Genomic DNA, 14,839 nt, shown 5'->3' with positions numbered 1-14,839 from the left:
TCAAGTTTCGGGGTTCAGTTCAGGGAGCTGGAGCGGGGTGCGCCTGCAGGCACCACGAACTCCGAAGCTTGAGTTAGTACGAACAGCCACGCTAACCTCGCTGGAGTATCACCTCGAGTACCAGTTTGCTACCGAAGTAGGCCAGCATCAGCGCGGCGAAGGCGGCGAGGGTCCAGCGCACCGCGGTATTGCCGCGCCAGCCCTTTTTCCAGTGACCCCACAGCAGGATGCTGTAGAGCAGCCACGCCAGCAGTGACAGTACCGTCTTGTGCACCAGGTGCTGGGCGAAGATGTTGTCCACGAACAGGAAGCCGGTGATCAGGGCCGCGGTCAGCAGCAGCTGGCCGAAGGCCACCAGTCCGAACAGCAGGGATTCCATTGTCTGTAGCGGTGGCAGGAAGCGGCTGATGCCACCGGGTTTGTGGTTGTGCAGCTGCTGGTTCTGGTAGTAGAGGTAGATGGCCTGCAGGGTGGCCAGGGTCAGGAGCGAATAGGCGACGATGGACAGCAGTGCGTGCACCGCGATGCTGGCAGACAACTGCTGGCGCGGCGCCACGCCGCCCCAGTCGTGCACGGCGGCCAGTTCCGTCAGGGCGCCGACGGGGGCGAGAATCAGGATCAGCAGTTGCAGCGGGTGCCGGGCGGCGAGGATCAGGATCAGCAGGTTGACGGTCCAACTGATCAGGGACAGCATCGCCAGCAGGTCGAAGCGGTAGCCGCCGGCGGTCACCAGGGTGTAGGCGAGGGACAGGCCGTGGGCGACCAGGGCTCCGGCGAGCAGTCCCAGCAGCAGCGGCCTGCCGGGCTGGCGCTGTCGGATAAAGCTGTGCGCGGCCACAATAGTGGTGGCCAGGTAGAGTGCAATTGCCGTCCAGTGGGCGATCGTCGCCATGGATAAATCCGTCTCTCCGTTCAGATCAGGGCGGCAGTGTGTCACAGCGCGCCGATACAGGAAAGTCATTCGCCAGGGGGCCGTTTGATATCTCCTGTCGACCGGTCGCTGTGCCGAGCGGGGTGCCGTGGCTTTGAGGATGATTCCAGACCGCTTCCCGGAAGGCCGGTTTGCGCACAGTGTTTCTGCGCTCCCCCTCCTGAGCTATACTGCCGCGCCTTGGACGGGGCGCCCGGCCGGCGCCCGCGAATTTCCGCTATCCGACGAGGACGAGAGTGTCGCCGGATGGCCAGTCACAGCAAAATCGGGACGTATCCATGTTCGACAACCTCAGCGACCGATTGTCGTCTGCCTTAAAGCAGGTCACCGGTAAAGCGCGCCTGACGGAAGACAATATCCGCGATACGCTGCGCGAAGTGCGCAAGGCGCTGCTGGAGGCGGATGTTGCCCTGCCGGTGGTGAAGGCCTTTATCAAACAGGTGCGCACCGCGGCGGTGGGGCAGAAGGTCAGCAAGGCCCTGAATCCCGGGCAGCAGTTCGTCAAGATAGTGGAAGCCGAGCTGGTCAAGGTGATGGGCGAGGCCGCCGAACCGCTGGACCTGGCCGTGCAACCGCCGGCGGTGATCCTGATGGCGGGCCTGCAGGGCGCGGGCAAGACCACCAGTGTGGCCAAGCTGGCCAAATACCTGCAGGAGCGGGAAAAGAAGAAGGTGATGGTGGTCAGTGCGGATATCTACCGCCCGGCGGCCATCGACCAGCTGGAAACCCTGGCCGGCGAGGTGGGGGCCATCTTCCACCCGTCCAGCGGCGACCAGAAGCCGCTGGATATCGCCAGGGGCGCAATGGACGCGGCGCGCAAGCAGTTTGCCGACGTGCTGATCGTGGACACCGCCGGCCGCCTGCATATCGACGAGCAGCTCATGGGCGAGATCAGCGAGCTGCACGGCGCCCTGGAGCCGGCGGAAACCCTGTTCGTGATCGACGCCATGATCGGCCAGGATGCGGTCAACACGGCCAGTGCCTTCAACGACGCGCTGCCGCTGACCGGCGTCATCCTGACCAAGGCGGACGGCGACGCCCGCGGCGGTGCGGCCCTGTCCGTGCGCCATGTGACCGGCAAACCGATCAAGTTTATCGGTGTCGGCGAGAAGACCGACGCCCTGGAGACCTTCCACCCGGACCGCATCGCCTCGCGCATTCTCGGTATGGGCGACATCATGTCGCTGATCGAGGAGGCCGAGCAGAAAATCGACAAGACCAAGGCTGAAAAGCTGGTCAAAAAGGTAAAGAAGGGCAAGGGCTTCGACCTGGAGGACCTGCGCGACCAGCTGCAGCAGATGCAGAGCATGGGTGGCCTGGGCTCCCTGATGGAGAAAATGCCCGGCATGGGCAATATGGCGCAGATGGCCCAGAAGGCCGATATGGGTACGGAGTTCAAGCGGATGGACGCCATCATCAGCTCCATGACCCCGGCCGAGCGCCGCAACCCGGATATTCTCAACGGCTCCCGCAAGCGCCGCATCACCACCGGCTCCGGCACCCAGGTGCAGGACCTGAACCGCCTGCTCAAGCAGCACAAGCAGATGGGCAAGATGATGAAGAAGTTCAAGGGCGGCGGCATGAACAAGATGATGCGCGGTATGGGTGGCATGCCGGGCATGGGGGGCGGTGCCGATGGCATGGGCGGCATGCCCGGCGGTCTGCCCCCGGGATTCCGCAAGAAGTAAGTCGGGAGTGCCGGTGGTCAACCCCGCAACCGGTTGCCGGGCCCGCGGCCCGCAAGCGGAGCTGGAGCTCCGCGCTCCCGGCGCTATACAAACCCCGGCGCGTCCATTAGAATACGCCGCCTTTCAGCCGGCAGGTGTCGGCTATTGATTTCTATTCGGCTGCCTACCGGCGGTCGGAAGTGTGTTGAAACTACAGGAAAGCTACATGGTAACCATTCGTCTGGCTCGCAGCGGTGCGAAAAAGCGCCCGTTCTATCACCTGACAGTCGCCGACAGCCGCAAATTCCGCGACGGTCGTTTCATCGAGCGTGTGGGTTTCTTCAACCCGGTTGCACGCGGTCAGGAAGAGCGTCTGCGCATCGACCGCGAGCGCATCGAGTACTGGGTTGGCCAGGGCGCCCAGGTATCCGATCGCGTCAGCAAGCTGCTGAAAGACTCTGCCTGATCTGAACCGGAGCGCGGGTGCCCCTGTGACGCCAATAGACCGGAACAGCGGCGCAGCCGCCGAATTGGTCACTGTCGGGCGCGTTACCGCTGTCTACGGTGTCCGCGGCTGGGTGAAGGTGTACTCCCATACCCAGCCGATGGACAATATCCTGCGGTTCGACCGCTGGTGGCTGCAGGGGCAGGGCGGCTGGGAGCCGCTGAAGATCGATCGCGGGCGTCGCCACGGCAAGGGGCTGATCGCCCATATCGAGGGGGTGGACAACCGCAACGACGCGGCGCGTTACTGCCAGCGCGATATCGCCATCCGTCGCAGCGACATGCCGCGGCTGGAAGAGGGTGAATTCTACTGGCACCAACTGGAAGGGCTGCACGTGATCAGCCACTTCGACGGTCGCGAGTACGATTTCGGGCGCGTCCAGCGGCTGATGGAAACCGGCGCCAACGATGTGCTGGTGGTCCGCGGCGGCGAGGACGATCGCGAGCGCCTGATTCCGTACCTGCCGGATGAATTTGTTACCCGTATCGACCTGGATGCCGGTGTCGTCACCGTCGTCTGGGATCCGGCGTTTTGACGGGGTTAGAAGCGGTGCCCGCCAAGCGTATCGCCCTGGTCAGCATCTTTCCGGAGATGTTCGCCGCGCTGACCGAATACGGTATCAGCGGCCGCGCGGTCAGGGACGGATTGCTGGAGGTGCGCTGCTGGAATCCCCGCGATTTCACCAGCGACCGCCACCGCACCGTGGACGACCGCCCCTACGGCGGCGGCCCCGGCATGGTAATGCTGGCGGAGCCACTGTATCAGGCGCTCACCGCCGCGCGCGCCTGGGCGGAAGAGGGTGGCGCCGGCGCGCAGAGTATCTACCTGTCGCCCCAGGGGCGGCAACTGGACCAGGATGGCGTCGAGGAGCTGTCCGCAGCGGGCAACCTGGTGCTGCTGGCCGGGCGCTACGAAGGGATCGACGAGCGTATCGTCGAGACGCTGATCGACGGGGAGTGGTCCATCGGTGACTATGTCCTCAGTGGTGGCGAACTCGCCGCCATGGTGCTGGTGGACGCCGTTACGCGGCTGATACCCGGCGCACTGGGGCACGATCAGTCGGCGGTGGAGGACTCCTTCGCCAGCGGGCTGCTGGACTGCCCCCACTACACCCGCCCGGAAGAATACCGCGGCAGGTCGGTGCCGGAGGTGCTGCTCTCCGGCAACCATGAAAAGATTCGCCGCTGGCGCCTCAAGCAGGCGCTGGCGCGCACCGAGCAGCGCCGCCCGGACCTGTTGGAAGGGCTGGAGCTGGACGGTGAACAGAAGCTGTTGCTGGAGGAAATCCGGCGGCAGCGGAGGGCAGTGACCGGGGACCAGTGAGCAATGGCTCACTGATTGCCGGCCACTGTCTGTGAAAAACGCCGGATTCGCCGGGAGGCGTGAGTAATCCGGCCACCTAGCTGAGAAGCTACATAATCTATTTGGGAGTATTCCAAATGAGCAATAAAATCATCCAGCAGCTGGAGCAGGAACAACTGAAGAGTGAAGTTCCGGCCTTTGCCCCGGGCGACACCATCGTCGTTCAGGTCAAGGTAAAGGAAGGCAACCGCGAGCGTCTGCAGGCTTTCGAAGGTGTTGTGATCGGCAAGCGCAACCGCGGCCTGAACTCCTCCTTCACCGTGCGCAAGGTTTCCCACGGTGTCGGCGTTGAGCGTACCTTCCAGACCCACAGCCCGCTGGTCGACAGCATTCAGGTCAAGCGCCGCGGCGACGTGCGCCAGGCCAAGCTGTACTACCTGCGCAACCTGACTGGTAAAGCGGCGCGCATTAAAGAGAAGCTCAACTGAGTTGTCTCTAAACGCGTCTGAAAAGCCGGGGCAGCAATGTCCCGGCTTTTTTTATGTCCGGGGCGGGGAAATGGGGGCATCATCGCCCCGCTTAGACCCGATTCATGGTTCCGGCAGGCGGGATATGGTAAAACGCGCCACAAGAGCCATATGTCGCCAATAAATGCCATACTGGCTGCACCGCGGAACCGGAATCCGACGAATGAGTCGGACCTGAATCCGTGACTTCACGGCGGATGCAGAGCGCAAGCTCTTGACGCCCTGAAGCCACGGATTCAGGTCGAAGCCAAGAAACCAAAGGAGCTATCGGGAATGACCCTTTTCAACAAGTCGCTGATGCTGGTCGGCGCACTCTTCGCCCTGCTGGGTCCGGCCGCCCAGGCGGAAGTCGACGCGGAAGTGGCCAAAACAATCAAGGCGCGCCTCGAGGCCGGCAATCCCAAGGCCAACTACGGGGAAGTACGCGAGAGCCCGATCAGTGGCCTGTACGAAGTGGACGTGGACGGCGGCGCGAATACGCTGTTTGTCTCCGGGGACGGAGGTCACTTCATCTTCGGCGACCTCTACCGGGTCAAGGCCGGCGGCGGCATGGCGAACCTGTCCGAGCAGCGCCGCACGGGGCAGCGCGCCAAAATCATGGAGGCGCAGAGTATCGACGATATGATCGTCTTCTCCCCCGAGGGTGAGACCAAGGCGCATATCTACGTCTTTACCGATGTCGACTGCGGCTACTGCCGCAAGCTGCACCAGGACGTGCCCGAGCTGAACAGCCGCGGCATTGAGGTGCGCTACCTGGCCTTCCCCCGCGCGGGCCTGAACTCCCTCAGCTATCGCAAGGTCGCCACTGCCTGGTGCGCGGACGACCCCAACAAGACTCTGACTGCACTCAAGAACCGCGAAAACGTGCCGCTGGATGTCTGCAAGCAGAACCCGGTGGCCAGCCAGTACAAGCTGGGCAGCGAGGCGATCGACGTGCGCGGCACGCCCACCATCGTGATGCAGGATGGCAGCGTGGTGCCGGGCTACCTGCCGCCGGATCGCATGACCGAGGCTCTGGGTATCTGAGTGGAGAGTGAGCAGTGGTCGGTGGCGGCCCCCTCCAGCCACTGACCACTGGTCGCCGTCACTACTGTTCTGCAATTTTATTGACAGTTTCCCTTCCTCCTCAGTAAGGTTATCGTCCTTTTGTCGTTTTTATTGCCATTTATTGCGCTGTTGCCTGGTTCGCGTCCCCGCGCCGGGGTGTCCGGTCGTTCCCGGTCCCGGCCGGTAGATGGCGCGGGCCGCTTGCGCGGAGGGAAGTTGTGAGCGCACCTGTCGAAGACACCACCGAACTGGAATCCCAACAACAATTGCAGGGCCCTCGGCGGCCGGCGCGTATCGGTATCTGCGGTCTGGGCACCGTGGGCAGTGGTACGGTCAATGTGATGGCGCGCAACGGTGAAGAGATTGCCGCGCGCTGTGGCCGCCCGGTGGAAATCGTGCAGATCGGCGCGCGCCGGGACAATCCGGCCTGCGATACCAGCGCGCTGAATATCTCCCGCGAAATCTTCGATGTGGCCGCCAATCCCGACGTGGATATTCTGGTGGAGCTGATTGGCGGCACCACCGTGGCCCGGGAGCTGGTGCTGACGGCCATCCGCAACGGCAAGCATATCGTCACCGCCAACAAGGCCCTGATCGCCGAGCACGGCAATGAACTCTTCGCCGCCGCCGCCAAAAAAGGTGTGACCATCGCCTACGAGGCCGCGGTGGCCGGCGGTATCCCGATCATCAAGTCCCTGCGCGAGGGCCTGGTGGGCAACCGCATCGAGTGGCTGGCCGGCATCATCAACGGCACCGGCAACTATATCCTCACGGAAATGCGCGAGAAGGGCCGCACCTTTGACGGGGCCCTGGGCCAGGCTCAGGAGCTGGGTTACGCCGAGGCGGATCCCACCTTCGACGTGGAGGGCATAGATGCGGCCCACAAACTGGTGATCATGGCGTCGCTGTCATTTGCGATCCCGCTGGCATTCGACAGAGTCTACACCGAGGGCATCAGCGGCATCACCAGCGAGGATATCCGCTACGCGGACGAGCTAGGCTACCGCATCAAGCACCTGGGCATCGGCCGTCGCACCGAGCAGGGCGTGGAACTGCGGGTACACCCGACGCTGATTCCGGAGAGCCGCCTGATCGCCAACGTCAATGGCGTGATGAACGCGATACTGGTCAACGGCGACGCCGTGGGTCCCACGCTCTACTACGGCGCCGGTGCCGGCGACGAGGCCACTGCCTCGGCGGTGATCGCCGATATCGTCGATGTGGCCCGCACCCTGGAATCGGCGCCGGACCAGCGGGTTCCCGTCTCCGGCGTGGCCGAGGGCGGCCAGAACGGCGGCGACGTGCTGCCGATGGACGAGGTGGTCACCAGCTACTACCTGCGCATCTCCGCCCACGACAAGCCCGGCGTCATGTCCCAGGTGGCCCGGATCTGCAGCGACCAGGGCATCAGCATCGAGGCCCTGATCCAGCACGAACCCGCCGACGGTGAGGCCCTGGTGCCGGTGGTGATCCTCACCAGCCGCGCCAAGGAGGGCCGCCTGCGCGACGCGGTAGCCGAGATCGAGGCGCTGGATACGGTCGAAGGCGACGTAGTGCGTATCCGCGTAGAGCCACTTGGGTAATTTCGGACCCCTGAATCCGAAAACTTGGCTTCCCTCTCCCGGCGGGAGAGGGGACTTGTCATGTCAGTGCCGGGAAATAACACCGTGAGATTTATCAGCACCCGCGGCCGCGCGCCGTCCCTTTCCTTTACCGACACCGTCCTCACCGGCCTCGCCACGGACGGCGGTCTCTATGTGCCGGAATCCCTGCCCGAATTCTCCGCGGAGGAAATCCGTGCAATGGCCGGGCTCGATTACCGCGAGCTGGCCTTCCGCATCATCCAGCCGTTTGTCGGCGACGACCTGAGTGACGACGAGCTGCGCGATATTCTCGAGCGTTCCTACCGGCATTTCCGCCACAGCGCCGTGGCGCCGCTGGTGCAGACGGATACCAACGAGTGGATCCTGGAGCTGTTCCATGGCCCGACCCTGGCCTTCAAGGATTTCGCCCTGCAGTTTCTCGGCCAGCTGTTCGACCACCTGCTGAAAAAACGCGGCGAGCGCGTGGTGGTGATGGGGGCCACCTCCGGCGATACCGGCTCCGCCGCCATCGAGGGCTGCCGCCACTGCGACAATATCGATATTTTCATCCTGCACCCGCACAACCGGGTATCGGAGGTACAGCGCCGGCAGATGACCGGGGTGCTGTCGGACAATGTGTTCAATATCGCCCTCGACGGGAGCTTCGACGACTGCCAGAACATGGTCAAGGCCAGCTTCGCCGACCAGTCGTTCCTGCCCGACGGCCGCCGCCTGGTCGCGGTCAACTCCATCAACTGGGCGCGCATCATGGCCCAGATCGTCTACTACTTTTACGCGGCCGTGAACCTGGGCGCGCCGGACAAAATGGTCAACTTCTCCGTGCCCACCGGCAACTTCGGCGATATCTTCGCCGGCTACCTGGCGCGGCAGATGGGCCTGCCCATCGACCAACTGGTGATCGCCACCAACGCCAACGATATCCTGCACCGTTGCATCAGCGACAACGACCACTCCCCCAGACCACTGGTGCACAGCCTGTCGCCGAGCATGGACATCATGGTGTCCAGCAACTTCGAGCGACTGCTGTTCGACCTCTACGACCGCGACGGCGCCGCCGTGGCCGAACTGCTGGCGGACCGCAGTGCGCCCATGCAGCTGGACGACAGGGTGCTGGCGAAGGCGCGGGAGGTCTTCTACTCGTATCGCGTCGACGACCAGCGCACCGTCGAGACAATCCGCCGGGTATTCGAGGAGTCCGAATACCTGCTGGATCCGCACACCGCCATCGGCGTCGAGGCCGCGAGAAAAGTACGCAAATCGACGGAACAGCCGATGGTTTGCCTCTCCACCGCCCATCCGGCAAAATTCCCCGACGCGGTGGCCCGAGCGCTGCCCACCCGGGAAATTCCCCTGCCGGCGCATATGCAGGACCTCTTCCAGCGCGAGGAGCGGATGAAGGTACTGCCCAACGACCTGGCCGGGGTGCAGCGGTTTATGGCGGAGGCGCTGGGGTAGGATTGTCGGGACTCGGGACTCGAAAAGAATACCGAACCCAGATGCGAAGCCCCAGAATTCGCTTACGAGTGAACTGATGCGGCCAATCGAAAAAAGAACACGAAAGATGCATAAAACAATTCAGCGACGGCCAGTGGATCTCTCCACTGGCCGTTTTGCTTCCGACACACCCAAAATCCTGCAGCGGGTACTGCTTGGCCGCGGGGTCACCAGCGAGGCGGCGCTCGACCACCGCCTCGCCAGCCTGCATGCGCCCGCGGCCATGCGCGGCCTGGAAACGGCCGTGGAGCTGCTGGCGGAGGCGGTGCGCGAACAGCGGAAAATCCTGATCGTCGGCGACTTCGACGCCGACGGCGCCACCAGCAGCAGCCTGGCGGTGCTGGCGCTGGGGGCCATGGGCGCGCCCGGGGTGGAATTCCTGGTGCCCAACCGCTTCGACTTTGGCTACGGCCTGACACCGGAAATCGTCGAGGTGGCGAAAGAGTCCGCGCCGGATCTGCTGATCACCGTCGATAACGGTATCAGCAGTATCGACGGCGTCGCCGCCGCCAAAGCCGCCGGCATGACGGTGATCGTTACCGACCACCATCTACCCGGGGCCGAATTGCCGGAGGCGGACGCCATCGTCAATCCCAATCAGCCCGACTGCGACTTCCCCAGCAAAAACCTGGCCGGCGTGGGCGTGATCTTCTATCTGCTCAGCCGCCTGCGCACCGCACTGGACCGGGGCGGCTGGTTCGCAGACAGCGGTATCGCCGCGCCCAATATGGCCGATTACCTGGACCTGGTAGCCCTGGGCACCGTCGCCGACCTGGTGCCACTGGACCACAACAACCGCATCCTCGTGCACCAGGGCATCGCGCGCATCCGCGCCGGTCACTGCCGGCCCGGCATCGCCGCGTTGCTGGAAGTGGCCGGGCGCAACCAGCGCAAGCTGTCCACCACCGATATCGGCTTCATGCTCGGCCCGCGCATCAACGCCGCCGGGCGGCTGGACGATATCGGCACCGGCATTCGCTGCCTGCTGACCCGGGATCCCGCCGAGGCCCGCGAACTGGCCGCGGAACTGGACGGCCTCAATCGCGACCGCAAGGCGATAGAACAGGGCATGCAGCGCGAGGCGCTGGCCCTGCTTGAAAAAGTGCAACTGGACGGCGAGATTCCCTGGAGCCTGTGTCTCTACGACGAAAACTGGCACCAGGGAGTGGTGGGTATTCTCGCCAGCCGCATCAAGGAAAAGTTCCACCGGCCCGTTATCGCCTTCGCGGAAGGCGATAACGGCTTGATCAAGGGCTCGGCGCGCTCGATTCCCGGTTTGCATATTCGCGACGCCCTCAGCGATGTCGCGGCCAGCCACCCGGACCTGATTGCCAAGTTCGGCGGCCACGCCATGGCGGCGGGACTCAGCCTGCGGCAGGAAGACTTTCCGGCCTTTGTCGATGCTTTCGAGATGGCGGTGCGCAGCCGTCTGGACGAATCGCAACTGCAGGCGATCATCGAGTCCGACGGCGAGCTGGAGCCCGCGGATTTCTCCATGCAGACCGCGGCCGCACTGCGCGCCTGCGCCCCCTGGGGGCAGGCATTCCCGGAACCGCAATTCGACGGCGAGTTCCTGTTGCTGCAACAGCGCATCGTCGGCGAACGCCACCTGAAAATGGTGGTGGCACCGGAGCGGGATCCGCAACTGGCGCTGGACGCAATCGCGTTCAATATCGACACCGACACCTGGCCGCAACAGACGGAAAAAATCCGGCTGGCCTACAAACTGGATATCAACGAATTTCGCGGCCGGGAATCCCTGCAGTTGATGGTCAGCCACCTGGAAGCCATCTGAGCCGGCCGTCACCACTATCGTTCGTCATTCCGGCGAAGGCCGGAATCCAGAGGGGGAGATGCGCTCCCCAAATCGAGTTTCCGGAAGAGATTGAATGAAAGCACAACAGGCGAGAGCCGAACTCCTGCTGTTACTGGCCGCGCTTTTCTGGGGCCTGGCCTTCGTGCCGCAAAAAATGGCCATGGAACATATGCCGCCGCTGGCGTTCAACGCCTGGCGTTTCCTGCTGGGCGGCCTGATCCTGGTACCGCTGGTCTACTGGCTGTCGTCGCGGCGCGATGTGGCCACGCCGGAGGCCGGCGCGGCGGTAAAAAGCCGCTGGCGCGACTGTTTTGGCGGCGGCGCGCTCCTGGGGTTCTGGTTGTTCCTGGGCGCGGCGCTGCAACAGTGGGGCCTGGTTTACACCAGCGCCGGGCGCGCCGGTTTTATCTCCGGTATGGAGATGTTGCTGGTGTCCGTGATCGGCCTGTCCCTGGGACTCGCCACCAACCGATGGACCTGGGGCGGCATCGGCATCGCGCTGGCCGGCCTCTACTGCCTGGGCGATTTCTCCGAGGAATCGCAGATGATCGGCGACCTGCTGGTATTCGCCGGCGCCTTCGCTTTCGCCGTCCAGGTGCTGAGTGCAGACCGACTGGTAAAGCGCTACCACGCACTGCGCCTGGCGGCGATCCAGTTTCTCTGCTGCGGCCTGTTGTCTGCGGTGGCCTCCCTCTTGATCGAAGAGGCGACGCTGGAGGGCGCCATCGCCTCCGCCTGGCCCATCGCCTATATGATGATTTTTTCTACCGCGATCGCCTTTACCTTTCAATTGCTGGGTCTGCGCCACGCCGCCACCTCCCACGCCACCGTCATCATGGCGATGGAATCGGTATTCGCGCTGGTGGCCGGCTGGTTGATCCTCAACGAGGTATTCAGCGGCCGCGAACTGCTGGGCTGCGGCCTGATGTTGGCGGGTATGTTGCTGAGCCGCTACGGTACTCACGCCGGCAGCCACCACTGAACGAGGTTGTATGGATTTTTCCGCACTGGCGCTGTTTGTGTCGACTTTCTTTTTCGTGTCGCTTACCCCGGGTATGTGTATGGCCCTGGCGCTGACGCTGGGCATGTCGATCGGGGTGCGGCGCACCGCGTGGATGATGATCGGTGAACTGCTGGGTGTCGCAGTGGTTGCGGTGTCGGCGGTGGTCGGGATAGCGGCACTGCTGCTGAAATACCCGGCTGCTTTTCAGGTGTTCAAGTACTGCGGCGGCGCCTACCTGGCCTGGCTGGGGATCCAGATGTGGCGGGCCCGCGGGGGCATGGCGATGCTGGCGCCGCAAGAGCGCGACGGCGCCGCGCCCCCGCCCAAGCGGCGCGCGCTGATGCTGCAGGGGTTCGTCACCGCGGTGGCCAATCCCAAAGGCTGGGCCTTCTTTATTGCGCTGCTGCCGCCGTTTGTCGACGACCAGCGGCCGCTGCTGCCCCAGCTTTCGGTGCTGATTGCTATCATTCTTCTGTTGGAGACGCTGTGTATGCTGATCTATGCCAGCGGCGGGCGTACACTGAGTGGGTTGCTGCGGCGCGGTGAGAATGTGCGCCTGGTCAATCGTATCGCCGGTACCCTGATGCTGGGTGTCGGTGGCTGGCTCGCATTCGGGTGACCGCACCGCTGGTTCCGGATTCTTTACAGAGGAAGTTTGTCGATGAAACCCTGTTTTTTTTGCCTGCTGGCCGTCACCCTGGTGTTGGCCGGCTGTGGCCAGCGCGCCGACCGCGAAAAGGTCACTGAAGAGTCATCTACCGCCGAATCGCAGGCACCCGCCACAGAGGAGGAGGAACCCGCAGTGCGCGCGGAAGAGTTGATCTGGGTGCTGGAGTCCAGGGGCAGCAAGCAGTGCGAGGGCGGCGGTATCGGCCGGGACGAGAGCGCCCGCAAGCTGACCGACAGCGGTGTGCAGGTGCAGGAGTCCCGCTGCGGCGTGCGCACCGACCGTATGTACCCCAGCGTCTGTGGGGGCCCCACCGGCGAGGTTCTGCTACACCTGATTGGCCAGGATTCCCTGGACGCCGCGCTGGAGCTGGGTTTCGATCCAGCGGATCAGGTGGAGTACCAGCACAAGAGTTGCTCCGACTCCGCCAGCGGGGCCCAGACCCGTTAGCGGAGCCGCCCTTTCGAATTGCCGACACGGGCGTGACCGCGGGGTACGGCATAGCCCGCCCCGCTCTCCAGGGCGCCCGACCCGCCCGCTTGACCTTACCCTTGCGGTAATCTTTAACCTCCTGCACCGTGTTCAGAAGCTCAACAGCGGGAGCCTGTATGAATATTTCCCGGGCGGCGCAGCAGTCGGGCCTGACGGTCAAGGCGCTGCGCTATTACGAGTCCATCCATCTGCTGCAACCGGGTCGTTCGGCGAACGGCTACCGGGATTACAGCGAGCGCGACCTGGAGACGCTGCGCTTTATCCAGCGCGCCCGTTCGGTGGGTTTCTCCGTCGAGGAGGTGCGCGACCTGCTGGAATTGCACCAGAATCCGTCGCGCCGCAGCCACGATGCCAAGCTGCTGGTACTGGGCAAGCTGGAGCATGTCGAGACGCAACTGCGCAACCTGCGCGAGATGCGCACCACGCTGAGGGACCTGGCACAGCGCTGTGCCGGCGACGAATCACCGGAGTGCGCGATCCTGGACAGACTGGCGGGAGGGGAACATGACTGACAGGTGTTGCGGCCCCCAGCCGCCGCAGGAGGCGCAACCGGTGGAATCCCACACCTCCGCCTGCTGCGCCGACGAGCCCCACGGCCGTATCGACTGGCTGCTCTGGGGCAGCCTGTCGATCGTGGCGGTCCTCTACGGGATCTACTGGGCGGTGGATGCGGCGGCCATGCCGGCGTGGCTGCAGGAGATGTCTGCCGGCACTGTGGAGCTGGCCCACACCATGTGGTGGGGCGTGGCGGCCGGCGCGCTGTTCGTGGGCCTGCTGGGTCGGATTCCGCAGGAACTGGTGATCTCGGCCCTCGGCCGCGGCGGCAGCAAACGCGGGCTGGTCCGCGCCACCCTGGCGGGCCTGTTCTTCGATCTCTGCTCCCACGGCATCCTGATGGTGGGCATGCAGCTCTACAAGCGCGGCGCCAGCCTGGGCCAGGTGATGGCCTTCCTGATCGCCAGCCCCTGGAACTCCCTGTCGCTGACGGTGATCCTGGTGGCGCTGATCGGTTTCTGGTGGACGCTGACATTCATTCTCTGCTCGGCGGTGATCGCGCTGTTGTCCGGCTACCTGGCGGACCGACTGGTGGATCGCGGCAGGCTGCCGGCCAACCCGAATCAGGTCGAGTTGCCGCAGGATTACGACTGGCGCGGTGAGGTGGCCGAGCTGTGGCAGCGTGCCGAGCTGACCCCCACCAGTATCGGCGGCCTGTTGTGGGAGGGCATCCGCGGCTCGCAGATGGTGGTGCGCTGGCTGCTGGTGGGCATCGTGCTGGCGGTGCTGGTGCGCGCCTTTGTCGACCCGGCGATCTTCCAGCAGTGGTTCGGCCCCACGGCGCTGGGCCTGGGCGCGACACTGATCGCCGCCACCATCCTGGAAGTCTGCTCCGAGGGCGCCACACCGCTGGCCGCGGACATCTTCAGCCGCGCCGCCGCCCCCGGCAACGCTTTCTCCTTCCTGATGGCCGGTGTCTCCACCGACTACACCGAGCTGATGTCCATCAGGGACACCACCGGCTCCTGGAAACTGGCCCTGGCACTGCCGCTGCTGACCCTGCCACAGGTCATCGCCGCCGGCCTGCTGATGAATTGGCTCGGCACCTGAGCGATAGCCTCCCCTCTCCCTAACCCTCTCCCGGAGGGAGAGGGGGCTGGTATGAGTTGTGATGGAGCCCGGTGGGTTGGTTCGTTCTAAATGTTTCCGATCAAGCGCCCCTCTCCCTCCGGGAGAGGGGCCGGGGGAGAGGGCGGTCAGGGAGGCCACCCTCAACACGGAAGCGGGCG

15 protein-coding genes are annotated in these 14,839 nt (G+C 64.3%); 14 read left to right on the top strand and 1 reads right to left on the bottom strand.

Annotated elements, in window-relative coordinates; genetic code table 11:
• Positions 1 to 91: 91 nt before the first annotated feature.
• Entirely contained in the window at positions 92 to 892 is an 801-nt protein-coding gene (locus tag OQE62_RS13490) for a cytochrome C assembly family protein (protein ID WP_265722560.1), read from the bottom strand.
• A 317-nt stretch (positions 893 to 1,209) separates the two neighbouring features.
• Here OQE62_RS13490 and ffh point away from each other — a divergent pair, with 317 nt between their 5' ends.
• The 14 genes from ffh to OQE62_RS13420 all read left to right on the top strand — a co-directional run bounded on the left by ffh (position 1,210) and on the right by OQE62_RS13420 (position 14,660).
• Positions 1,210 to 2,619 carry a signal recognition particle protein gene (ffh, locus tag OQE62_RS13485; RefSeq protein WP_265722559.1) on the top strand — a complete coding sequence of 470 codons (1,410 nt, stop codon included), beginning with the start codon at positions 1,210 to 1,212 and terminating at the stop codon, positions 2,617 to 2,619.
• A 205-nt stretch (positions 2,620 to 2,824) separates the two neighbouring features.
• Entirely contained in the window at positions 2,825 to 3,064 is a 240-nt protein-coding gene (gene rpsP / locus OQE62_RS13480; RefSeq protein WP_265722558.1) for a 30S ribosomal protein S16, read from the top strand.
• Between the two features lie 25 nt (positions 3,065 to 3,089).
• Entirely contained in the window at positions 3,090 to 3,638 is a 549-nt protein-coding gene (gene rimM, locus OQE62_RS13475; RefSeq protein ID WP_322746577.1) for a ribosome maturation factor RimM, read from the top strand.
• The gene (gene trmD, locus OQE62_RS13470) at positions 3,635 to 4,426 is read left to right on the top strand and encodes a tRNA (guanosine(37)-N1)-methyltransferase TrmD (RefSeq protein WP_377535612.1); all 792 of its coding nucleotides are present in this window, start codon (positions 3,635 to 3,637) and stop codon (positions 4,424 to 4,426) included. Before rimM ends, trmD begins: the two co-directional genes overlap by 4 nt.
• Before the next feature lie 116 nt (positions 4,427 to 4,542).
• Positions 4,543 to 4,893, top strand: a complete 351-nt coding sequence (rplS, locus tag OQE62_RS13465; protein WP_265722557.1) for a 50S ribosomal protein L19 — start codon at positions 4,543 to 4,545, stop codon at positions 4,891 to 4,893.
• Between the two features lie 312 nt (positions 4,894 to 5,205).
• Positions 5,206 to 5,958 (top strand): DsbC family protein, encoded by a 753-nt coding sequence (locus OQE62_RS13460; protein ID WP_265722556.1) that lies wholly within the window; start codon positions 5,206 to 5,208, stop codon positions 5,956 to 5,958.
• Between the two features lie 269 nt (positions 5,959 to 6,227).
• Positions 6,228 to 7,562, top strand: a complete 1,335-nt coding sequence (locus OQE62_RS13455) for a homoserine dehydrogenase (protein WP_265722563.1) — start codon at positions 6,228 to 6,230, stop codon at positions 7,560 to 7,562.
• An 84-nt stretch (positions 7,563 to 7,646) separates the two neighbouring features.
• Positions 7,647 to 9,038, top strand: a complete 1,392-nt coding sequence (gene thrC, locus OQE62_RS13450) for a threonine synthase (RefSeq protein WP_265722555.1) — start codon at positions 7,647 to 7,649, stop codon at positions 9,036 to 9,038.
• A 106-nt stretch (positions 9,039 to 9,144) separates the two neighbouring features.
• Positions 9,145 to 10,872 (top strand): single-stranded-DNA-specific exonuclease RecJ, encoded by a 1,728-nt coding sequence (recJ, locus tag OQE62_RS13445; RefSeq protein ID WP_265722554.1) that lies wholly within the window; start codon positions 9,145 to 9,147, stop codon positions 10,870 to 10,872.
• 94 nt (positions 10,873 to 10,966) lie between these two features.
• Positions 10,967 to 11,875, top strand: coding sequence for a DMT family transporter (locus tag OQE62_RS13440; protein WP_265722553.1), 909 nt, complete (start codon positions 10,967 to 10,969; stop codon positions 11,873 to 11,875).
• 10 nt (positions 11,876 to 11,885) lie between these two features.
• Entirely contained in the window at positions 11,886 to 12,515 is a 630-nt protein-coding gene (locus OQE62_RS13435) for a LysE family translocator (protein ID WP_265722552.1), read from the top strand.
• A gap of 42 nt (positions 12,516 to 12,557) precedes the next feature.
• Positions 12,558 to 13,013 (top strand): hypothetical protein, encoded by a 456-nt coding sequence (locus OQE62_RS13430; protein ID WP_265722551.1) that lies wholly within the window; start codon positions 12,558 to 12,560, stop codon positions 13,011 to 13,013.
• Between the two features lie 158 nt (positions 13,014 to 13,171).
• On the top strand, positions 13,172 to 13,567 hold the full coding sequence (locus tag OQE62_RS13425; RefSeq protein WP_265722550.1) for a MerR family transcriptional regulator: 396 nt from the start codon (positions 13,172 to 13,174) through the stop codon (positions 13,565 to 13,567).
• The gene (locus tag OQE62_RS13420; RefSeq protein WP_265722549.1) at positions 13,560 to 14,660 is read left to right on the top strand and encodes a permease; all 1,101 of its coding nucleotides are present in this window, start codon (positions 13,560 to 13,562) and stop codon (positions 14,658 to 14,660) included. The genes OQE62_RS13425 and OQE62_RS13420 overlap by 8 nt, the downstream gene beginning before the upstream one ends.
• Positions 14,661 to 14,839: the final 179 nt, after the last annotated feature.

The sequence above is a fragment of the Microbulbifer halophilus genome (assembly GCF_026183675.1).
Lineage (GTDB): Bacteria > Pseudomonadota > Gammaproteobacteria > Pseudomonadales > Cellvibrionaceae > Microbulbifer > Microbulbifer halophilus.
The sequence above is the reverse complement of the archived record's forward strand: the minus strand, read 5'-3'. Positions and strand labels throughout refer to the sequence as shown.